Source organism: Niabella drilacis (assembly GCF_900101395.1).
GTDB lineage: Bacteria > Bacteroidota > Bacteroidia > Chitinophagales > Chitinophagaceae > Niabella > Niabella drilacis.
Genome location: NZ_FMZO01000002.1, coordinates 128,354 through 147,806 on the forward strand (window position 1 = coordinate 128,354; position 19,453 = coordinate 147,806).

Genomic DNA, 19,453 nt, shown 5'->3' on the forward strand with positions numbered 1-19,453 from the left:
AGCAGTGCCCCTTTCTGTGAATATCCGTGAAATCCGTGAGCAATATATAAGGCATCCCCCGGAAACATTTATACGATAATTTAAGGCTTTATTGTTACTTTGTGATCATGCAGGATACAACATATGCTTATCAGCAATTACTTGACTTTACCATTCAGATTTTTAAAAAGATAGGTTGTCCCGATAAAGATGCTGCCACCGCAGCGGAAGTACTGCTTGCTGCAGATCTGCGCGGGGTGGACTCCCATGGAGTAGCCCGTCTTACGGGGTATGTGCGGCTTTGGGAAGCAGGGCGTGTGAATGCAACCCCGCAAATAAAAGTGATTCATGAAACCCCCTCCACCGCAGTAGTGGATGGAGACAGCGGGCTTGGGCTGGTAGTAGCACCCTATGCCATGGAACTGGCCATCGAAAAGGCCCGGCAGGTAGGAACGGGCTGGGTAAGTGTGCAGCATAGTAACCATTATGGTATTGCTGCAGCGCATGCCATGAAGGCGCTGAAACATGATATGATCGGTATCTCGATGACCAATGCCAGTCCGTTGGTGGCGCCAACCTTCTCTACATCAAAAATGCTGGGAACAAACCCGATCTGCGTAGCTGCTCCTGCGGGGAACGAGCCGGCGTTTGTAGCAGACCTGGCCACTACAACGGCGGCCAATGGAAAGCTGGAAATTTTGCAGCGCAAAAATGAAGCGGCACCGGTGGGTTGGGTGCAGGATGCAGCAGGGCAGGACTCAACAGATGCCGGTATCCTTAAAAAAGGAGGCGCCTTATTACCATTGGGCGGAGACAGGGAGCACGGAAGCCATAAAGGATATGCCTTAGGTGCGGTGGTCGATATTTTTTCAGCCTTGCTCAGCGGGGCCAATTATGCTCCCTGGGTACCCCCGTTCCCGGCCTACGTACCCATGCCCCAGCGACAGCCCGGAAAAGGGATTGGGCATTTTTTTGGCGCCCTGCGGGTGGATGCATTCCGTACAGTTGCGGAATATAAACGGGATATGGATGACTGGATCAGCGGGTTTCGCAATGCCGATACGATAGAAGGGAAGGACAGGGTGCTGATCCCGGGCGATCCTGAACGGGAGATGGAGGCTGAACGCCGGGTGGCCGGTATTCCCCTGTTGCCGGTGGTAGCGGCAGATCTGCAGGCGCTCGGAGCAAAACTGGGGGTGGTATTTTAAAAAGGATGCTGTTTACTGGTGATTTTTTGCGAAATTCGCGACCGGGCAAAAGAGAAGCGTGAGCGTGATGCCGCAAAGAGTACCGGCAAACAGGTAAAGGATTCCAGCCCAAAGACGGGGTAAAACAAAAAAGAATGACCCGTAAACGTTGCTGATAGCAAAACTAAATAGTAAAAAGAAATAAACAAGAAGAGCCATGAAGGTAATGAAATTTGGAGGTACCAGTGTTGGTAAACCAGAGCGGATGAAACATATTGCATCGCTTTTACAGAACGAAAATGAAACCGCAATGGTAGTGCTTTCGGCACTTTCCGGAACTACGAATGCATTGGTGGAGATCGGGAATTCTATAGCAACCGGCGACCGGCATGCTGCACAACAGTCCATCAACAACCTGCAGGAGCATTACAATCAATTTATAAAAGAACTTTTTACAAAGGAAACAGCTTTGTCAAAAGCCCAGGCCATCATTGATGAGCATTTTGAATTCTTAAATATTATTTTAAAGATATCCTTTAGTGAGGCGTTGAGCAAAGACATCCTTGCCCAGGGCGAGTTGCTTTCTACAAAAATATTTTCCGCTTACCTCGAAGAACAGGGTATGTCCTATGCGTTATTGCCGGCGCTTGAGTTTATGAGTATCGATGAGAATGAAGAGCCGCAGATCGGCAGCATTCGCATCAAGCTGACGCAGCTGCTGAACCAGCATGCGGATAAAAAGATACTGGTAACACAGGGGTATATCTGCCGGAATGCGCGGGGTGAGGTAGATAACCTGAAACGTGGTGGCAGCGACTACTCTGCTTCATTGATCGCGGCGGCGATCAGCGCTTCCGCATGTGAAATATGGACCGATATTGACGGTATGCACAATAATGACCCCCGGGTAGTGGGTACAACCCGGCCGGTGGAGCAACTCAGTTTTGAAGAGGCGGCAGAGCTGGCTTATTTTGGTGCCAAGATCCTGCACCCGGCGTCGATATGGCCTGCACAGCAATATAAGATACCGGTAAAACTGCTCAATACAATGGACCCGGGCGCAAAAGGTACCCTTATTACCCAGGACCCTTCCGGTGCCGGGGTAAAAGCTGTAGCCGCTAAAGATAATATCTACGCCATCCGCATTAAAAGCAGCCGGATGCTGCTGGCTTATGGATTTTTAAGAAAAGTGTTTGAGGTATTTGAGAAATACAGGACCTCTATCGATATGATCACCACTTCGGAAGTGGCCGTTTCACTGACGATCGATAATGCCGAGCATCTGGAGCAGATCGTGAAAGAGCTGGAGGTATTGGGAACCGTATCGGTAGACCGCGATCAGACCATCGTTTCCGTAGTGGGCTACCGGATCAACGAAACCGAAGAGATCATCAAAAAATTGTTCGGCTCCATCCGGAATGTTCCTATTCGTATGGTATCTTACGGCGGAAGCCAGCATAATATATCACTGCTGGTAGGCGCTGATGAAAAAGTACACCTGCTGAAACAGTTGAATAAGGGCATGTTCGGGCTCGATTAGGGAATGTTTTCAGGTTATAGCCGGTTTTATGCCCGATGTAATGTCCCGGTTCTCAAAGCTTAAATCTGAATGCGGATGGCCGAAAGCTGGAAAAGATATTGAATCTCTATTGCATACCGGGTTTTGGGGTTGATGAACGCATTTATGGCAACCTGTCTGTGGGCGATGTCCGCCTGTGTTTCCTGAACTGGCTGGAGCCGGAGCCCGGTGAAACATTGAACGCCTATGCGCGGCGGATGGCTGAAGGCATTCATGAAGAAGATGCCGTGCTGGTGGGCATCTCGTTTGGCGGCATGGTGGCCCTTGAAATAGCAGGCTTCCGGAGCATCCGGAAGGTGATCCTTATCTCCAGTATTAAACAGCGGTCAGAAATGCCCTGGCATATGCGGCTTGCAGGTCTGCTGCGCCTGAACCGCGTATTTCCGGTAAGGAAGATCCAGCAAAGTGATCTTGCGTTTAAGATCGCTAACAGGAGGCTGGGGGCCAATACCAAAGATGAACAGGAATTTGCCAACACCTACCGCAAAACCGCAAAGCTCCATTATGTGAACTGGTCCTTTGATCAGATACTGAACTGGAGAAACACCGCCGGTTTTAAGAATGTGGTGCAGATTCACGGAGACCGGGACCGGATCTTTCCCATAAAAAATATAGCACCGGATTACATTATAAAAGGAGGTACCCATATGATGGTATGGAATCGTGCCGCAGAGATCAGCGCTATTATCAAACGTGTATTGGATACAGCAGGGCTATAGCCTGTTCTTTAACCGCAAAACAGGAATGGTGGTATTCCAGGCGATCTGCTTACTGATACTTTTATGAAAAAGCTGCCCGATAAAGCTGCGTTCATGATGCACGAACACCAGGAGCGAAATATGATGCTCCGTTACAAAATGCTCAAGCCCGTTTTCCACATGCGGCGCCTGCACAAAATGTGCAACAGGGTTCAGCAGGTGCAACTGGGCTTTAAGAGCGCTTATTCTTTCCTGGTTTACGGGGTCCGCAGGGTTTTTATTGATGGTCACCATTTGCAGTTCCTGAACCGGCAGGCCGTTCATGAATTGTTCCAGTTGCCCGATGCCTGATGTGGTCAGGAGCTCCAGGTCTGATGCCAGGGCTATTTTATCCGGGAGGGCGTTCGCCGGCTGGGGTGGAACGATCAGCAGCGGGCTGTGCAGGCTTTCAATGGCTTTGACCGCATTACTGCCGATGAGTATTTTTTCAAGTCCCGACTTTCCGGTAATGCCCATAACAATAAGCTCATAGCCCTCTTTTTCTGATAGCTCGTTTGCCATGTCTCCCAAAAAACCTTCCGTAACCCGAGCCGTAATTGCTACTGAAGGGTAACGCGCCGCAAGCTCCGTTTTGAATGCCTCCAGTTTTTCCCGGCTGCTTTCTGCAAGTGTTGCTGCCTGTTCAGCCATCAGCGTATAGTTAATAAGGCCGCTTGTGCCCTCCGGACCCATGCCGCCGGAGGGATCGGCCTGGAAAAGAACCGGGGGTTCATATACGTGAAGCAGTGCCAGTTCCGCTGTTTGCCAGAATGGAACAAAGCGCATTGCATAATGGATGGCATGTTCTGCATTCTCGGAAAAATCAGTAAGCGCCAGGATCTTTTTCATATAGAATTTTTTATGCCGCGAGCCTGCAGGATCGTATCCCGTTAACAATACCGCTAACCTGGAAATTCTCTGCCTGTTACCGGCTCCGGTATCAGGGATAAACGCCGGCCAGCTTATATACTACCATAAATATACCAAAAAAAAGAAGACCCGCAAACCGCGGGCCTTCCGTATAATTCATCACTCTTTGCGCTGTTTAGAAAGAGCCGGAATCTTCATCGTCTCCGTTCAGATTGATCTGGTAGGAATACAGGCCACTGTAACCAGGGTAAATCCCCTCCAGTTCAAGTTTGGCGCTCCGGCTGCTGCTCAGGACTTTTGAAAGTTCTTCGATCGATTTTACGCGTTGCCCGTTTGCAGCGGTAATGATAAATCCTTTATCGATCCGGCTCTTGCTCAGCAGGCCATTGGGACGGATGTTTTTGATCTCAACACCTCCGCCATGTATACGCAGCTGCTCGGCCCTTTTTGAGTCCACATTGCCCAGTTCAACACCCAGCTGGTCGGCTATCTGATCCGCATTGGTCAGTTTGCTTGCGCTTGGCTTGTCGGAGAGGGTTACATCTGCAGTTGTTTCTTTTCCTCCCCGCAGATAGGTCAGTTTCACCTTGTCGCCCGGTTGCGCGCTGGCAATGATACCGGACATCTGTAACCCGGAGGACACGGCTGTACCATTCACCTTCGTAATGATATCGCCCCGCTTTACCCCGGCCTTTGAAGCACCGCCATCTGCAGGAGCCTCCAGCACATATACACCGTCCCCGTTTTGCAAACCGGACTGCTTCAGGCGCCGTTCGTTTTCCCCCGGGGTCTTTTGCTCATCGAAGTAGCTGATGCCCAGGTAGCCGCGTTTTACATCCCCGTATTTGATAATGTCATTCACCACCTTCTTTACGATATTAACAGGTATGGCAAAGGAATAACCCGCGTAAGTGCCGCTGGGCGCCAGTATGGCGGAGTTGATCCCCACCAGCTGCCCGTTGGCATTGATCAGTGCGCCACCGCTGTTACCCTGGTTTACCGCCGCATCTGTTTGAATAAAGGATTCTACAGGCGACATGCTTTGCTGCCCGTTGATGCCGATGCTGCGGCCCTTGGCACTGATGATACCCGCAGTAACGGTAGCCTCCAGGTTAAACGGATACCCAACCGCCAGTACCCATTGCCCTACCTTCACATCATCAGAGTTGCCATAGATCATGTAAGGGAGATTGTTGGCCTCAACCTTTAGAACTGCGATATCGGTACTGGGATCGCGCCCAACCACTTTAGCGGTGTAGGTTTTACGTCCCTCGTTCAGCGTAACCTTTATTTCAGCTGCCACGCCATCACCGCCATCCGAAACAACGTGGTTATTGGTAACAATGTAGCCATCCTGGCTGATGATAACACCACTGCCCGAAGCACGTTGCTCGGGCCGCATTTGCGGGCCCAGGCCAAACATGTCGCCAAAAAAATCTTCAAAAGGATCACCCGTCCGGCCCCTGTTGGGTAACCCGTTATCCAGCTTCTTTGCCGGTATCTTTGTTTTAATATGCACCACGGAAGGAATGGCCGATTCGGATGCCTTTGTGAAATCAGTGGGTTCGGCTGCGTTTCCTTTGTTGTCAAAGAAACTGGCATAGTTTGCCGGTAGTTTTCCATCAACAGGCACACCTACAGTACTGTTCCCGCTGCGCGCAAATTTCCCGTAAAGGAAAATGCCTGCAAAAGCAGACAGCACGCTTATCACAATCACTAAAAGAATTTGTTTCAATTTCATTTTACGATTCAATTTAAAAGTTTCGTTTTCAAAAATTATGCCTTGCTTATACAAAGTAACAAACTGTACCGGACATTCGGAAGATCTGGCAGTCAGTTTAACAAAGTTTTACTAAAGTCTTCGTACTTTGATGTACATCATTTTTATGGCATGAAACAGCGTTTAAAAATGATGGTGAAAATCGTTTCATTCAAAGAAAGATCTGTTCAGGGAAAGCAAAAAGGCAAGGGTATCCTCGCCATCTGCATACTGGTCAATGGCCGGCGATTGCGCGTTCCCGAATGGAATGCAGCCGTGACCTACAATGCATTGTACCGATGGGTTGCCGGCCAACGCTTCCACCAGGCCGGATCTGTTCCCGTAAAAGCCATAGTTCAGCTGGCTTACCGGCGAAAACAGCGCAGGATCCTCTACCAGCAATACAGCCGGGGTACTCATATAAAAACGGCTGTTGAGCAGGTAGAGCGCCAGGTTATAATCGTAGTTGTTCCTGTATTTATGTACGTCTGCCAGGTAGTCATATTTTTTCAACGCCTGCAGCAAGGGTTCAAAGTTATATTGCTCCGGCACATAAACCTTGGTCACATTGCGGCATCCCATCCCGAAGTACAGACATACATCGTCTGCCAGTGCGCTGAGCTCATCAGCGGTTTCTGTTCCCGTAAGCAATGCTGCCGAGGTACGGTTACGGCGGATAAGATGGGGGTATTTTGCAAAATAATAATCAAAGTAACCGGCGGTATTATCGCTGCCGGTGGCAATATATGCATCGCAGCCCTTTAGCAGGTCTGAAAACCGGATGCATTCCGCTACCTCCGGTTCCCAGGAGATCATCTGGTCTACCAGGTGCCGGATCAGTGTTTCGTCTTTTGAAGAAGCTTTCACCAGGCAATTATGGCCGGATATAAAAACGCAGAGCAGGTCGTGAAACCCAACCAGCGGTATGTTTCCGGCCATAACGAGTCCTACAAGCCGGGGTTCCCGGTCCGCGGCTTCAAGGTTTGGGTAAGCATCAGTCCACTTCTTTAGCAGGGGCTCCTGTAAGAACGCAGAAGCAATATTCTGTACAGACCGGTTAATAAAATCCGGCAAAAACCATCCGTTGTTCCGGAACGCCTGTTCTTTTGCAGCCAGCCACCCGTGGCTGTTTCCCTGCATATAGGCGCCCAATTTGGCCAATAAGCGGATGCGTTGTGATAATGTCATCTTCAATGATTAATTTTGTACAAAATAAATAGATTACAGCATACGTTCAATCAAATAATAATTATTCGAATATGGCTATAAAAATAACAGAAGAGTGTATAAACTGTGGAGCTTGTGAGCCGGAATGTCCTAACAATGCCATTTATGAGGGTGGGGTAGAATGGACCATCTCCGACGGAAATACCGTAACCGGGGAATATAAATTGTTTAACGGCAATGTAGTGGATTCCCATTTTAAAAATCCCCCGATCAGCGATGATACCTACTATATAGTTCCGGACAAATGCACCGAGTGCCAGGGTTTTCATGAGGAGCCCCAATGCGCATCTGTTTGCCCGGTAGACTGTTGTGTACCCGATGAAATGTACCAGGAAACAGTAGAAGAACTGTTGGCAAAAAAAGAAAAATTACATTTATAATCATCACCAGAAAAAGATCAGCAGGCACACCCTTCAGTAGTGGCGTTGCCTGTTCTTAACAGTAAGTATGAAGAAAACGATCGCGTTGGTAACGGGTGGGCTTTCGGGAGAGTCGGTGATTTCCTATAAAAGCGCTGCAACTATCGAAAAGAACCTGGACCGGGAAAAATACGATGTGTATGTAGTGGACATTAACCCGGAAGGGTGGTTTTATACGGACAGTACCGGTGTCAAAACAACCGTTTCCAAAGATGATTTTTCGATCATGGAACAGGACCGGAAGATCCGGTTCGATGCGGTCCTGATCGGTATGCATGGCACCCCGGGGGAAGACGGAAAACTCCAGGGGTATTTTGATATGCTGGGCATTCCTTATACCGGCTGCGATGCGGCCAGTTCTGCCATTACATTTAATAAAAGATATGCAGTTGCCGTGGCCCGGATGGCGGGTATTGGGGTGGCCAACTCCCTGCACCTGTTTGCCCATACACCGGTAGCGGCAGCCACCATACCGGACCGGCTGAAGCTTCCTGTATTTGTAAAACCCAATAACGGGGGGTCCAGCATTGGCATGAGTAAGGTAGATGATGCGGCTGAACTGGAGGTGGCTATTGCCAAAGCATTTAAGGAAGATAACCAGGTCCTGGTGGAGGAAATGATTGCCGGGCGCGAGTTTACCGTTGGGGTGTACCGGTCAAATGGTATGATCCATGTGCTCCCGCTTACCGAGGTAAAAGCGCATGACAGTAAAAGTTTTTTCGATTTCGAGGCAAAATATGAAGGAAAATCTACTGAAGTTACCCCGGCTGTGGTTGCGGAGCCCGTTGCCGAAAAAATAAGGACAGCTGCAAAGACGGTTTATGAAGTGTTCAACTGCCGGGGCGTGATCCGGATCGATTTTATTTATAACGAGGCGGAAGACCGGCCGTATATGCTGGAAGTGAACACCATCCCCGGCCAAAGTGCCGCCAGCATTGTACCACAGCAGGTAGCTGCGGCAGGAGCTAAGCTGACCGATTTTTATACGCTTCTTGTGGAGGAGTGCTTTTAGGATTTCTGTTGTATCGCCCGGTACCGGATCCGTGAATCCGGATACTCGATTCCGGATTCCGGCCGCTGGATCCTGGTTCCCCGATTCTGATTTCTCGATCCCGGCCTCTCGATTCCGGCTTCCTGAAGCAAAAGCTAAAAGCTGACGGCTGAATGCTAAAACCTGGCGGCCGATAGCTGAATTATCCTATATTTACCAAGAATAATCAACACATGTTTCGTTTTATAACAAGAAGACCACTTTGGGTAAATATACTTGCCGGCATTTTTTTAGCGCTGGCTGTTTTTTCGATAGTGATCCTCTCATTGGGATGGCTCACGCATCACAACGATGCCAGAACGGTTCCCCCGCTGCTGGGAAAAACGCTGGCGCAGGCGGAAAAGATACTGGCAGATGCCGGTTTTGAGTTGGTGGTGCAGGATAGTGTATTCAATGATACATTGAAGCCCTTGCAGGTTGTACGCCAGGTGCCGGATGAATATGAGGTTGTAAAGTCCAGCAGGACTGTATATCTTACCATTAACCGGGCGGAGCCGCCGCTGGTTGAGATGCCTAATATTGTGGGGTACAGCTTGCGGAGTGCAGAATTTACCCTGAACAATATGGGGCTGAAACTGGGTGATACCACTTTTAAACCGGATTTTGCAAAGAATACTGTGCTGGCACAATTATACAACGGCGTGGCGATCCAGCCGGGTGCAAAAATAAGGCAGGGCTCGCGGGTTGACCTGGTTATCGGAAGTGGGCTTGGAGCTTCTTTCCTGGTACCCAACCTGATAGGGCTTACCTATACGGATGCAAAGAGCGTGCTGGAAGACAAAGGCATCGGCCTTGGTTCTGTGATCCCCGCTGCGGGAGTTACAGATACAGCGGCTGCTTTCGTGTACCGCCAAAGCCCGGAACGGTTCGATGCGGAAGGAAATACCCGGTCGATCCGTCCCGGCCAGATCGTGGATATATGGCTAAGCCAGGAGCGGCCGGTGGTAGATTCAGCCGGGAGCAGTGGCGGAAACAGGAAAGATTCGCTTCCACAGGAACCGTCCGATACACCGGAGTAGAAACCGTTTGTTCATCGTTTAAAATACAGAAATATGAATACCATTACTGTTCAGGATCTTAAGAAAAGGATCGACAGCGGCGAAAAGATCAACCTGGTTGATGTAAGAGAGCCGGCTGAATATGACGAGTATAATATCGGGGGTAAACTGGTTCCGCTTGGAAAAATCCAGGATATGGACGCAGAGGAGCTGGAGCCTTTAAAGGAGGAAGAAGTGATTATACACTGCCGCAGTGGAAAACGGAGCGCCTCCGCCTGTCTGCTGCTGGATTCTATGGGGTTTAAGAACACCGTAAATGTAGAGGGCGGTATCCTGGCCTGGCAGGATGCATTTGGAGCATAAAACAACGCTTTGTATACAATAAAAAAAGTGCCGGGAGGCACTTTTTTGTTGGAGTTATGCTCACTTTTTGCTTTTTTCTGCAGAAGGAATGATCCGGTATCCGGATTCCGGAAGGTCGAATTTTGAGAGCGGAACCGCGCCGAAGTCAATGCTGGAAACCGTATTGGTTACCTTCGTTTTGCCATTGGATGCTTCGTATTCCATTACCAGGCCGGGCAGGTTTTTATTGATATACAGGAACTCTGTATTTACAGGAACCAGGTCTTTTGTAAAATAAACCGTAAAAGTGGTGCCGTCGCTTAGTTTACCCACCGCCTTCTGGCAATTATAGTTGGCAATGGTCTTGAATTCGTTTTCGATGGTATAAGAAATATGCTCGTACTTCTTATTATAATTTTTCCAATCGGCGGCAGTGAGCTTCATCATGTATTTTTCCCCATAATCCTTTAAGATCGTAACACCGCCGGTCTTGCCATCAATGATCACTGATTCTGAGCCAAGGGAGCTGATCATATCAGCCCTGCTGTCATTCCCCTTCAGGTACGTGATATTAGTGGCACCATCCAGCATACCGGCCTTGCTTGGCTTGTCATTACCGGTATTGATGACAATGTCATAATAAATTGTGGCTTCAGTCAGTTTTTTCTGCCCCCAGGTTGCGGAGGCTAAGAGCAACCCCGCCAATGCTGTTAAAACTGTTTTTTTCATTTCTATTCAATACTTTGTACAGACGAGCCAAATTAGGGAAATGGTTGCGTACGAAAAAATAGAATATCCGGTTTCATATTCCCCGGAAGCATAGCGGGAATAAATTGCCGGAATTACAATTAACCACTTTGCACTGTATCAAAAGCTCATGATCTTTTCCTGCAAATTCATCATTTTACCTTAATTTCGGCGAAAATAATTAGGTAATGGCTGAGAAGATATTAATGCCCCGTTTGAGTGATACCATGACAGAAGGAGTTATCGCAGATTGGCATAAAAAAGTAGGAGATCCTGTTAAAAAAGGCGATTTGCTGGCAGAGATCGAAACGGATAAGGCCACTATGGAACTGGAAAGTTATAAAGATGGGGTTATTCTCCATCTGGGCGGTCCTAAAGGAAGTAAGTTGCAGGTAGATGACCTGTTAGCAATAGTAGGAGAGGCGGGAGAGGATATCTCCGGCCTGATTGGCGGAAATGGGAGCGGAGCTGCAGCGCCGGCTCCTGCGGCGAAAGCGCCGGCAGAAGAAGGCCCTAAAGCGCAACCGGCCGCAGCGGCTTCGGTGGATGTATCAAAAATGGAGGAAGTTGTGCTAATGCCCCGTTTGAGTGATACCATGACGGAGGGGGTGATCGCCAGCTGGGCGAAGAATGTAGGTGACCCGGTGAAAAAAGGGGACCTGCTGGCAGAAATTGAGACCGATAAAGCCACGATGGAGCTGGAAAGCTATAAGAATGGAACCTTGCTTTACCAGGGAGCAGCAAAAGGAGAAAAAATACAGGTAAATGACCTGCTTTGTATTATAGGGGATGTGGCAAAAGTGGATGTGAATGCGATCGTAGCTGCGGTAAAAGGAGGGGGCGCTGTAACGGTGGCTCCTGCTGAAGCGGCGGAGCCGGAACCCCAGGCTGCTGAAGCTGCCCAGGCAACGCCCGGAGCAGAAACAGCCGGAACTTCAGGCGATAGCCGTATTAAGGCTTCACCGCTTGCTAAAAAGCTGGCAGCAGAAAAAGGGGTGAACCTGAGCCATGTAAAAGGCAGTGGTGATAACGGCAGGATCATTAAATCAGATATTGATAATTATCAGCCGGCGGCAGCTCAAAGCCAGGCGGCTTCGCAGGCGGCAGCGCCCGCGGCAGTACCGGCCGGACAGGAAAGCTTTGTTGATGTGCCGGTATCCCAGATGCGCAAAACCATCAGCCGCCGTCTTTCGGAAGTGAAGTTCTCGGCTCCGGAGTTTTACCTGACAATGGAGATCAATATGGACAAAGCGGTGGCCAGCCGTGCCCAGCTGAACGAGATCTCGGCCAACAAGATCTCCTTCAACGATATGGTGCTGAAAGCCTGCGCGGTGGCATTAAAGAAACACCCGGCCATTAACAGCAGCTGGATGGGCGAAGCGATCCGGGTAAACCACCATGTAAGCATTGGCGTAGCGGTTGCCGTGGAAGATGGGTTACTGGTGCCGGTAGTGCGTTTTGCGGATACAAAATCATTGTCGCAGATCGCCGGCGAGGTAAAAGAGTTTGCCCAGAAAGCAAAGAACAAAAAACTGCAACCTTCCGACTGGGAGGGCAATACATTTACCATTTCCAACCTGGGGATGTTTGGTATTGAAGCATTTACCGCTATCATCAATCCCCCGGCCTCCTGCATCCTTGCAGTAGGCGCTATCAATGAAGTGCCGGTTGTTAAAAATGGCCAGATCGGGATCGGGAATATTATGAAAGTGACTCTTACCTGCGACCACCGGGTGGTAGACGGGGCCACTGGTGCAGCCTTCCTGCAAACCCTGAAACAGCTGCTGGAAGAGCCGCTGCGGATGCTGGTTTAAAAGAAGAGGGCCGGAAAATAAATGATACAGGCTGCAACCTTTTTAAGGAGCAGCCTGTTCTATTATACGGAGAGGAAAAATGTATGAATAAAAAAACAGTAGTGCTGGGCGCTTCTGAAAACCCCGTACGCTACAGCAATATGGCGGTGAAACGCCTGCGGACGCACGGGCATGAGGTTGTGGCTATTGGAAAACAGGAGGGGCGGATCGATGATGTTGCAATAGTGAAAGGGCAGCCGGAAGAACAGGATGTGGATACCGTAACCGTTTACCTGAACCCGCTGCACCAGCAGCAATATGAAGCGTATATCCTGAAACTGCACCCCAGGCGGATCATCTTTAACCCCGGTGCGGAAAACAGTGCCCTGGCACAAAAAGCAAAACAAGCGGGTATTGAACCTGTTGAAGCCTGTACCCTGGTGCTGCTGGCCACGAATCAATTTTAAAAAATAAACCCCCAAAGAGGCTATGAGAAAAATAGTACTGTTACTTGCTGCAACCCTTTTTCTGAAAGGCGCGCTACCGGCCCAGTCGCTGAAACCTGTTGAAGCAGACAGCAAGGTTGCATTTGTGATCCGGAATATGGGCATGGATGTGGAAGGCAGTTTGAAAGGGCTAAAGGGAACAATCAATATAAACCCGGCGGATTGGAGCAAAAGCGCATTTGATGTAACCGTGGATCTGAACACGATCAGTACCGGCATCCAGAAAAGGGACAACCATCTGAAACAGGCCGATTTTTTTGATGCAGCGCAATACCCGGAGATCCGCATTCAATCAACCCGGATCCTTCCCAAACAGGGCAATGTTTATTATGCTGAAGCAACACTGACAATGCATGGCATTTCTAAAAGTATCAAATTTGATTTTATTGCCAAACCTGCCGACGGCGGATACCTGCTGACCTCGAACTTTTCATTAAACCGGCTGGATTACAAGATTGGCCGGAGCAGCATCACCATGGCGGATAAAGTGACGGTTATGCTTTCCGTTTTGGCAAAAAAATAAGATTCGGGCTTCCTATGATAAAGATACGGCTGTTCTGGCTGCTGCTGTTCTTGACCGGAGCTGGGGGCCTGGAGGCGCAAATTATTCCCGGGGAGCGGCTGCGGATCAGTGTTCTTACCTGTGGAACAGGCGATGCTTTATACACTTCTTTTGGACATACAGCCGTAAGGATTATCGATAGCGTCGGAGGCACCGATATCGTTTACAACTATGGTACTTTTGATTTTAACGATCCTGATTTCTATACCAAATTTACATTAGGAAAGCTGCTGTATTTTCTGGATGCCGAAGATTTTGAGGGCTTTTTAGACAGTTATGCCCGGGAGGGCAGAAGGGTTACGGAGCAGGTGCTGCACCTGGATGCGGCCGGTAGCCAAAGGGTCCGGATGTTTTTACAAACAAACCTGCAGCCGGCCAACCGGGCCTACCGGTATGATTTTCTTTTTGACAACTGTGCCACGAGGGTACGCGATATTTTCCCCGCCGCCCTGGATACCTCTTTTCATTTTGGACCGGCGCTGGGTGGTAAGCGCCTGCGCTACCGGCAGGTGATTGATCAGTACCTGGCCGGCAAACCCTGGCAGCGGTTGGGTATTGATATAATATTAGGCAGTCCCGTAGACGCATTAATGGATGATTTTCATTCCATGTTCTTGCCGGATTATCTGTACAGCGGATTGGCCCATGCGGGCTACGCGGGCAGGGCTTTTGCCACAAACCATGTGCTGCTGAATGGGAACGGGACCGGGCCTGCCCTTCCTTTGAACACGCCAGTGCTGGTTTTTTCCCTGGTATTGCTGCTTGTACTGGCAGTTCATGTTATACCATTGCTCCGGCGCTGCCGGAAGATAGTGAGCGCGGCGCTGCTTTTTATTACCGGGCTGCTGGGCGTACAACTGCTGTTTATGTGGTTCTTTACCAATCATCAGTCCTGCGCATATAACTGGAACGTTTTATGGGCAATGCCATTGAATGTTGTTGTCGTTTTTATAAAGAATAAGTGGGTGCGGCGGCATTATTTCGCTTTTGCCATCGGGGGGCTCATAGCCGCGCTCCTGGTGCATATTTCCGGTATCCAGCAATTGCCGTTAAGAGAAATTGCACCGCTGCTCGCTGCTCTACTGGTTATTTACGGAGGCAATATAAAAGCCCGTTTGTCTGATTGAAAGCTGCCGGAGGTAATTGGTGCGGAGACTGAAAGGAAGGACTATGTTGCAGGCCCGCAAAATATTGCGCAGCCTGCAGGTTGCTGCTGTTCATTGAAAGATGGTAACTGAAAACTGATAGCAGGGCCGGTCAGGTTCGGTTCCTGACCACAGAGATCTGTAGCCTGTTACCCTTCACTATCCCGCGGGGTCATAGGCCCATTCCACCAGGGTAGCGCCCCAGGTAAAGCCTCCGCCAAAGGCAGCCAGAACGATCTTGTCTCCTGTTTTTAACTGGTGCTCCCACTCCCAAAGACAGAGCGGGATCGTTGCCGCCGTAGTATTGCCGAATTTCTGGATATTGATCATTACTTTTTCTTTGGGAAGACCAATACGCTGGGCTGTAGCATCGATGATCCGGAGATTGGCCTGGTGAGGTGCCAGCCAGGCAATATCATCACCTGTGAGATTATTGCGTTCCAGCAGTTGTGCACTTATATCTGCCATACCGGTAACGGCAAATTTGAAAACGGTCTTTCCTTCCTGGTAAGCGTAATGCTCACGTGCCGCAACAGTTTCGGCGCTTGCCGGGTACATTGATCCGCCTGCTTTCATCCTGAGGTATTGAGCACCGCTTCCGTCACTTTTAAGAAGACTGTCCTTGATCCCGTGCCCGTTTTGCGAAGGCTCCAGTAACACAGCGCCGGCTCCGTCGCCAAAAATAATGCAGGTAGCCCGGTCGGTATAGTCGATGATAGAGCTCATTTTATCGGCGCCCACCACCACTACTTTTTTATAACGTCCGCTTTCGATCAGGGAGGCACCAAGGGTCAGGGTATATAAGAAACCCGAGCAGGCTGCAGAAACATCAAAGCCCCAGGCATTTTTTGCCCCGATCCTGTCACAGACAAGGTTGGCAGTAGCCGGAAATACCATATCCGGGGTAACGGTGGCTACAATGAGGCAATCGATCTCCATCGGATCGATACCCCGTTTTTCACAAAGCTGCAATACAGCAGGCACGATCATTTCTGAGGTTCCTTTTCCTTCTCCTTTCAGGATCCTGCGTTCGGTAATCCCCGTCCGGGTACGGATCCATTCGTCTGTGGTATCTACAATTTTCTCCAAGTCAAAATTGGTTAACTTGTCTTCAGGAACATATCCGCCCACCGCCGTGATGGCTGCTGTAACTTTGTTGCTCATCTGGTAAAAAAAATTTAGCGCCAAAGTTAGGGTGAATGCGCGGAAATAGGAAATGAGAAATCGGAAATAAGAAATCGGGAAATTGGAATTAGAAATTTAAATTCGCGGTATGTATGCATATCTGAAAGGAAGTTTCGTTAGCAAAACGCCGTCTTCCGTGATCATCGATGTCAATGGAGTGGGCTATGAGGTACACATCAGTTTAAACACGTATTCAAAAATTGAGACCTTAAAGGAGGGGTTGCTTTTTACGCACCTGATCATCAGAGAGGATGCGCAGCTTTTGTATGGCTTTGCCGAAAGTAAGGAGAGGGATATTTTCCTGGGGTTGGTCAGCGTATCGGGCATTGGCGCCGGAACGGCGAGGCTGATCCTTTCCTATATGAAACCGGATGAGATCGTGAAGGCCATTACGTATGGTGATGCAAAGAGCCTGGAGCGCATAAAGGGCATCGGGAAGAAGACGGCAGAGCGTGCGGTACTGGAATTAAAGGATAAGTTGGGGAAACTGCATATCGATCTTCCGGTTGCGCTTACCCCCGCTGCTGCTCCATCGGTAAGGCAGGATGCTGCCGAGGCCCTGCAGGCATTGGGTATTCAGCGTGCGCAGGCAGAACAGGCAGTGCAAAAAGTATTAGCCCTGGAGCCCGAGATCAGTTTGGAGCAGCTGGTGAAAAAAGCGCTGAAAGGGGTTTAAAACGGTTTGAGGTTCCTCATTTGATCCCTGTTTATGCCTGGTAGTTGGTTGTTTCCCGAAGGTTTGAAATTCAAATTCTTCCTGTTCGGTTCCTGCTTCACAAACCACTCACGGCAGGTTCAACGTGCTCCCGGCGGTCAATCAGGCAATGTTTGGTCCCTTTCGTAGCCGGTGTTCTGCTGCCCCTTTTCTGTCGACAACTCAACGGAACATCGAAGGATCATTGTTGATCTCGATCCAGTAATTATCCGGGTCGCGGAGCCAGATCTGCTTTACACCATCCACGCGGTTGGTAACCGCCGATAGCTTGCCGTTTACATCTTCATAGGGAACCTTGTTTTGATCCAGCTTGCGGATAAAATCCTCCAGGGATGGAACAGAAAAGCACATATGGTTATTTTTAAAATATTCTTTGGGCTTGTCTGCTCCCAGGATAATGTGCAACGTTGTTTTGGGCCCGGTCCTGAACCAGGCGTGCTTGCCTATTTTAAACGGTTCGTCTACCTGCTCCAGCCCGATGATATGCGCATAAAAAGCTGCTGCTTTTTTGAGATCGGTTACATAAATGGCCTGGTGGTTAGATAATACAACAGCTTTTTTAGATTCCTGTGCATATAGGCTCATGGCTGAGAAGAAAATAAGAATGAGGGTTGACTGAATTTTTTTCATGATGGCAATGGATTAACAGCTCATTGTAATACCTGTAAGAATCGTCGCATCCCCCCGGTTAAAGGCCTTGCCGGCCTCCTGTGCAGCCTTAATGCCCGCTATTCGGTCTGCTCAGATCCTTTAAATAGGATACGTGAGAAACAAAAGCGTGGCGTACCTGGGGATATTCGATATAGCTTACATTAAATTCGGCACAGGTGTTTTTGATGATCTTGTTGATCCGGGGGTAGTGGATATGCGAGATCTTTGGAAACAGGTGATGTTCTACCTGGAAGTTCAGCCCTCCCATAAACCAGCAGGCCAGCCGGTTCCTGGTTGCAAAATTAGCCGTAGTCTTCAGTTGGTGAATAGCCCATTCGTCGTCTACCTTGTTGTTCTGTGTATTAACAACGGGGAAATGGGTGTCCTCCACAGTATGCGCCAATTGAAAAACAACGCTCAGGACAAAACCGGAAAAAAGTGTATAAACAAGGAACCCGATCAGCCAGTCTTCAAAGCCCAGCATGTAAATGGGGAACGCTACGAATAAAAAAATATGAAGGAGTTTAAAACCCCAGAAGGTGATATGGTCTTTGGCCTTCATTTTCTTTAAAGGGATATCACCCACCTTGCCGGTAAAATACTTTTTATAATCGGAGAAAAAGATCCAGAAAAGATACAACAGGGAATAAGCCAACCAGAAGTAAAGATGCTGGTAGCGGTGCATCTTGTAATATTTCTGGGTTTCGCACAGTCTTAAAAAAGGTTTGGCATCCAGGTCGTCATCAATACCATCGATGTTGGTGTAGGCATGGTGGATCACGTTGTGCTTCATCTTCCACATAAAAGTATTGGCACCCAGGAAGTTCAATGAAGAGGCGGCCAATGTGTTCACCCAGGGCTTGCTGCTAAAGCTTCCGTGTGCCCCGTCGTGCATGATGTTGAACCCGATAGCGGAGGTGAACAGCCCCAGCAGCAGGCACTCAACAATAGCCCAGGCGGTTGAAGGAGTAAAAAACACCAGGTGGATATAGGTGGCCAGGAAGCCGGCCACCAGGAACAAGGCTTTGGAATAAAGCCGGAAATTTCCGGTACTGCGTACCCCTTTTGATTCAAAATAATCGTGTATCCGATTTTTGAGAACCGTATGAAATGAAGGTGGCGGCGGAGTCGCAAACTTGGGAAAAGCCATTGTTAGATTAATTTTATTGGGCTGCAAAGGTAACTAAAATGCGTCAGCCCGCTGTTGCAAATTATGATAAAATATTTTCTTTTATTTTAACGTTTCAGGTCAGGTTTCGTTGAGGATGACTGAAGAAAGGTTTTCCATCCCGATCACTTTCGTAGTCAGCAGGCCTTCAGCGTATTGTACACCAATACGTTTGCCAAGCATCCGGCTTCTGGCAAGAATACTTTCCCTGAAGCCCGGTGTTGAGATATAAGTTTGGGGCTCAGGGTCGTTAGGGTCTGTTTGGCCGGTATAGAACTGGGTGGCATAGGCCCCGATGGCTTTCATTTTGATATCGATCACCGGGGTAATGTCGATCAGCACATTGGGCTCGTGGTACCAATCCTGCATATACTGGAAAAAATAGGAGGGGCGCCATTTTTCCTGGGGGGTACCGTCGTCGTTTGTCGTTTCGATTTTTGCCAGGCCGGATAAGAAGCAGGCGTCGTTGATGAGGTGCCCGGCACGGCCGTGATCCGGGTGGCGGTCCTCCAGCACATTTCCCAGGATGATCTCGGGCCGGTATTTCCGGATCACTTTGATCAGCTGGAGCTGATGCGCTTCATCGTTCCGGAAAAAGCCATCCCGCATTTTCAGGTTCTCCCGGATGGATACTCCCATGATCCGGGCAGCTTCGGCTGCTTCCTCGTAACGGGTCTCCTTGGTTCCTCTTGTTCCCAGTTCGCCCTGGGTAAGGTCGATAATGCCGGCCTTTTTGCCGGACTGTATTTCCCTGAGCAGTGTTCCGGCGCAGCACAGTTCCACATCATCGGGGTGCACGCCTATTGCGAGTATATCTAATTTCATTAACGAGT

Annotated in this window: 20 protein-coding genes; 12 read left to right on the forward strand and 8 right to left on the reverse strand. The window is 49.2% G+C overall.

The window, feature by feature from the left end; genetic code table 11:
* The first annotated feature begins 107 nt into the window (after positions 1–107).
* The 3 genes from BLS44_RS03905 to BLS44_RS03920 all read left to right on the forward strand — a co-directional run bounded on the left by BLS44_RS03905 (position 108) and on the right by BLS44_RS03920 (position 3,464).
* Entirely contained in the window at positions 108–1,187 is a 1,080-nt protein-coding gene (locus BLS44_RS03905; protein WP_090388741.1) for an Ldh family oxidoreductase, read from the forward strand.
* Positions 1,188–1,383: 196 nt separating this feature from the next.
* Positions 1,384–2,706, forward strand: a complete 1,323-nt coding sequence (locus BLS44_RS03915) for an aspartate kinase (protein ID WP_090388743.1) — start codon at positions 1,384–1,386, stop codon at positions 2,704–2,706.
* Positions 2,707–2,804: 98 nt separating this feature from the next.
* Complete coding sequence (locus BLS44_RS03920) at positions 2,805–3,464, forward strand: alpha/beta fold hydrolase (RefSeq protein ID WP_090388744.1); 660 nt, start codon at positions 2,805–2,807, stop codon at positions 3,462–3,464.
* Here BLS44_RS03920 and BLS44_RS03925 read toward each other — a convergent pair.
* From BLS44_RS03925 to BLS44_RS03935, 3 genes are all read right to left on the reverse strand, one after another.
* On the reverse strand, positions 3,459–4,331 hold the full coding sequence (locus tag BLS44_RS03925; RefSeq protein ID WP_143019652.1) for a universal stress protein: 873 nt from the start codon (positions 4,329–4,331) through the stop codon (positions 3,459–3,461). The genes BLS44_RS03920 and BLS44_RS03925 overlap by 6 nt on opposite strands.
* A 196-nt stretch (positions 4,332–4,527) precedes the next feature.
* A complete protein-coding gene (locus BLS44_RS03930) occupies positions 4,528–6,093 on the reverse strand; it encodes a trypsin-like peptidase domain-containing protein (RefSeq protein ID WP_176954308.1) in 1,566 nt (521 codons plus the stop codon).
* Positions 6,094–6,279: 186 nt separating this feature from the next.
* A complete protein-coding gene (locus tag BLS44_RS03935; protein ID WP_090388747.1) occupies positions 6,280–7,299 on the reverse strand; it encodes an acyl-CoA reductase in 1,020 nt (339 codons plus the stop codon).
* A gap of 71 nt (positions 7,300–7,370) precedes the next feature.
* Here BLS44_RS03935 and BLS44_RS03940 point away from each other — a divergent pair, with 71 nt between their 5' ends.
* The 4 genes from BLS44_RS03940 (at position 7,371) to BLS44_RS03955 (ending at position 10,169) form a co-directional block, all read left to right on the forward strand.
* Positions 7,371–7,718: a 4Fe-4S dicluster domain-containing protein gene (locus BLS44_RS03940; RefSeq protein ID WP_090388748.1), complete on the forward strand. Its 348-nt coding sequence runs from the start codon at positions 7,371–7,373 to the stop codon at positions 7,716–7,718.
* Between the two features lie 67 nt (positions 7,719–7,785).
* Complete coding sequence (locus BLS44_RS03945) at positions 7,786–8,769, forward strand: D-alanine--D-alanine ligase (RefSeq protein ID WP_090388749.1); 984 nt, start codon at positions 7,786–7,788, stop codon at positions 8,767–8,769.
* A gap of 212 nt (positions 8,770–8,981) precedes the next feature.
* A complete protein-coding gene (locus tag BLS44_RS03950; protein WP_090388750.1) occupies positions 8,982–9,827 on the forward strand; it encodes a PASTA domain-containing protein in 846 nt (281 codons plus the stop codon).
* Positions 9,828–9,860: 33 nt separating this feature from the next.
* Positions 9,861–10,169: a rhodanese-like domain-containing protein gene (locus BLS44_RS03955; protein ID WP_090388751.1), complete on the forward strand. Its 309-nt coding sequence runs from the start codon at positions 9,861–9,863 to the stop codon at positions 10,167–10,169.
* 60 nt (positions 10,170–10,229) lie between these two features.
* On the opposite strand, the gene BLS44_RS03960 is transcribed toward BLS44_RS03955, so the two are convergent.
* Positions 10,230–10,877, reverse strand: coding sequence for a hypothetical protein (locus BLS44_RS03960; protein WP_176954309.1), 648 nt, complete (start codon positions 10,875–10,877; stop codon positions 10,230–10,232).
* A gap of 206 nt (positions 10,878–11,083) precedes the next feature.
* Between BLS44_RS03960 and BLS44_RS03965 the strand changes: the two genes are divergently transcribed.
* The 4 genes from BLS44_RS03965 (at position 11,084) to BLS44_RS03980 (ending at position 14,883) form a co-directional block, all read left to right on the forward strand.
* The gene (locus BLS44_RS03965; RefSeq protein WP_090388753.1) at positions 11,084–12,709 is read left to right on the forward strand and encodes a pyruvate dehydrogenase complex dihydrolipoamide acetyltransferase; all 1,626 of its coding nucleotides are present in this window, start codon (positions 11,084–11,086) and stop codon (positions 12,707–12,709) included.
* Positions 12,710–12,792: 83 nt separating this feature from the next.
* Entirely contained in the window at positions 12,793–13,155 is a 363-nt protein-coding gene (locus tag BLS44_RS03970) for a CoA-binding protein (protein ID WP_090388754.1), read from the forward strand.
* Between the two features lie 22 nt (positions 13,156–13,177).
* Complete coding sequence (locus BLS44_RS03975) at positions 13,178–13,717, forward strand: YceI family protein (protein ID WP_090388755.1); 540 nt, start codon at positions 13,178–13,180, stop codon at positions 13,715–13,717.
* A 14-nt stretch (positions 13,718–13,731) separates the two neighbouring features.
* Positions 13,732–14,883 carry an Lnb N-terminal periplasmic domain-containing protein gene (locus BLS44_RS03980; protein WP_090388756.1) on the forward strand — a complete coding sequence of 384 codons (1,152 nt, stop codon included), beginning with the start codon at positions 13,732–13,734 and terminating at the stop codon, positions 14,881–14,883.
* Between the two features lie 177 nt (positions 14,884–15,060).
* On the opposite strand, the gene BLS44_RS03985 is transcribed toward BLS44_RS03980, so the two are convergent.
* On the reverse strand, positions 15,061–16,065 hold the full coding sequence (locus tag BLS44_RS03985; protein WP_090388757.1) for a beta-ketoacyl-ACP synthase III: 1,005 nt from the start codon (positions 16,063–16,065) through the stop codon (positions 15,061–15,063).
* 109 nt (positions 16,066–16,174) lie between these two features.
* Between BLS44_RS03985 and ruvA the strand changes: the two genes are divergently transcribed.
* Positions 16,175–16,762, forward strand: coding sequence for a Holliday junction branch migration protein RuvA (gene ruvA, locus BLS44_RS03990; RefSeq protein WP_090388758.1), 588 nt, complete (start codon positions 16,175–16,177; stop codon positions 16,760–16,762).
* Positions 16,763–16,963: 201 nt separating this feature from the next.
* On the opposite strand, the gene BLS44_RS03995 is transcribed toward ruvA, so the two are convergent.
* The 3 genes from BLS44_RS03995 to bshB1 form a co-directional block, all read right to left on the reverse strand.
* A complete protein-coding gene (locus tag BLS44_RS03995) occupies positions 16,964–17,431 on the reverse strand; it encodes a VOC family protein (RefSeq protein WP_090388759.1) in 468 nt (155 codons plus the stop codon).
* An 88-nt stretch (positions 17,432–17,519) separates the two neighbouring features.
* Entirely contained in the window at positions 17,520–18,602 is a 1,083-nt protein-coding gene (locus BLS44_RS04000; RefSeq protein ID WP_090388760.1) for a fatty acid desaturase family protein, read from the reverse strand.
* Positions 18,603–18,701: 99 nt separating this feature from the next.
* Positions 18,702–19,445: a bacillithiol biosynthesis deacetylase BshB1 gene (bshB1, locus tag BLS44_RS04005; RefSeq protein WP_090388761.1), complete on the reverse strand. Its 744-nt coding sequence runs from the start codon at positions 19,443–19,445 to the stop codon at positions 18,702–18,704.
* Positions 19,446–19,453 lie beyond the last annotated feature (8 nt).

What these genes read in the sequence shown, in the direction of transcription:
- BLS44_RS03905 (WP_090388741.1), top strand. Translation starts at nt 108, where the DNA reads ATGCAGGATACAACATATGCTTATCAGCAATTACTTGACTTTACCATT.
- BLS44_RS03915 (WP_090388743.1), top strand. Translation starts at nt 1,384, where the DNA reads ATGAAGGTAATGAAATTTGGAGGTACCAGTGTTGGTAAACCAGAGCGG.
- BLS44_RS03925 (WP_143019652.1), bottom strand. Translation starts at nt 4,331, where the DNA reads ATGAAAAAGATCCTGGCGCTTACTGATTTTTCCGAGAATGCAGAACAT.
- BLS44_RS03930 (WP_176954308.1), bottom strand. Translation starts at nt 6,093, where the DNA reads ATGAAATTGAAACAAATTCTTTTAGTGATTGTGATAAGCGTGCTGTCT.
- BLS44_RS03935 (WP_090388747.1), bottom strand. Translation starts at nt 7,299, where the DNA reads ATGACATTATCACAACGCATCCGCTTATTGGCCAAATTGGGCGCCTAT.
- BLS44_RS03940 (WP_090388748.1), top strand. Translation starts at nt 7,371, where the DNA reads ATGGCTATAAAAATAACAGAAGAGTGTATAAACTGTGGAGCTTGTGAG.
- BLS44_RS03945 (WP_090388749.1), top strand. Translation starts at nt 7,786, where the DNA reads ATGAAGAAAACGATCGCGTTGGTAACGGGTGGGCTTTCGGGAGAGTCG.
- BLS44_RS03950 (WP_090388750.1), top strand. Translation starts at nt 8,982, where the DNA reads ATGTTTCGTTTTATAACAAGAAGACCACTTTGGGTAAATATACTTGCC.
- BLS44_RS03955 (WP_090388751.1), top strand. Translation starts at nt 9,861, where the DNA reads ATGAATACCATTACTGTTCAGGATCTTAAGAAAAGGATCGACAGCGGC.
- BLS44_RS03960 (WP_176954309.1), bottom strand. Translation starts at nt 10,877, where the DNA reads ATGAAAAAAACAGTTTTAACAGCATTGGCGGGGTTGCTCTTAGCCTCC.
- BLS44_RS03965 (WP_090388753.1), top strand. Translation starts at nt 11,084, where the DNA reads ATGGCTGAGAAGATATTAATGCCCCGTTTGAGTGATACCATGACAGAA.
- BLS44_RS03970 (WP_090388754.1), top strand. Translation starts at nt 12,793, where the DNA reads ATGAATAAAAAAACAGTAGTGCTGGGCGCTTCTGAAAACCCCGTACGC.
- BLS44_RS03975 (WP_090388755.1), top strand. Translation starts at nt 13,178, where the DNA reads ATGAGAAAAATAGTACTGTTACTTGCTGCAACCCTTTTTCTGAAAGGC.
- BLS44_RS03980 (WP_090388756.1), top strand. Translation starts at nt 13,732, where the DNA reads ATGATAAAGATACGGCTGTTCTGGCTGCTGCTGTTCTTGACCGGAGCT.
- BLS44_RS03985 (WP_090388757.1), bottom strand. Translation starts at nt 16,065, where the DNA reads ATGAGCAACAAAGTTACAGCAGCCATCACGGCGGTGGGCGGATATGTT.
- ruvA (WP_090388758.1), top strand. Translation starts at nt 16,175, where the DNA reads ATGTATGCATATCTGAAAGGAAGTTTCGTTAGCAAAACGCCGTCTTCC.
- BLS44_RS03995 (WP_090388759.1), bottom strand. Translation starts at nt 17,431, where the DNA reads ATGAAAAAAATTCAGTCAACCCTCATTCTTATTTTCTTCTCAGCCATG.
- BLS44_RS04000 (WP_090388760.1), bottom strand. Translation starts at nt 18,602, where the DNA reads ATGGCTTTTCCCAAGTTTGCGACTCCGCCGCCACCTTCATTTCATACG.
- bshB1 (WP_090388761.1), bottom strand. Translation starts at nt 19,445, where the DNA reads ATGAAATTAGATATACTCGCAATAGGCGTGCACCCCGATGATGTGGAA.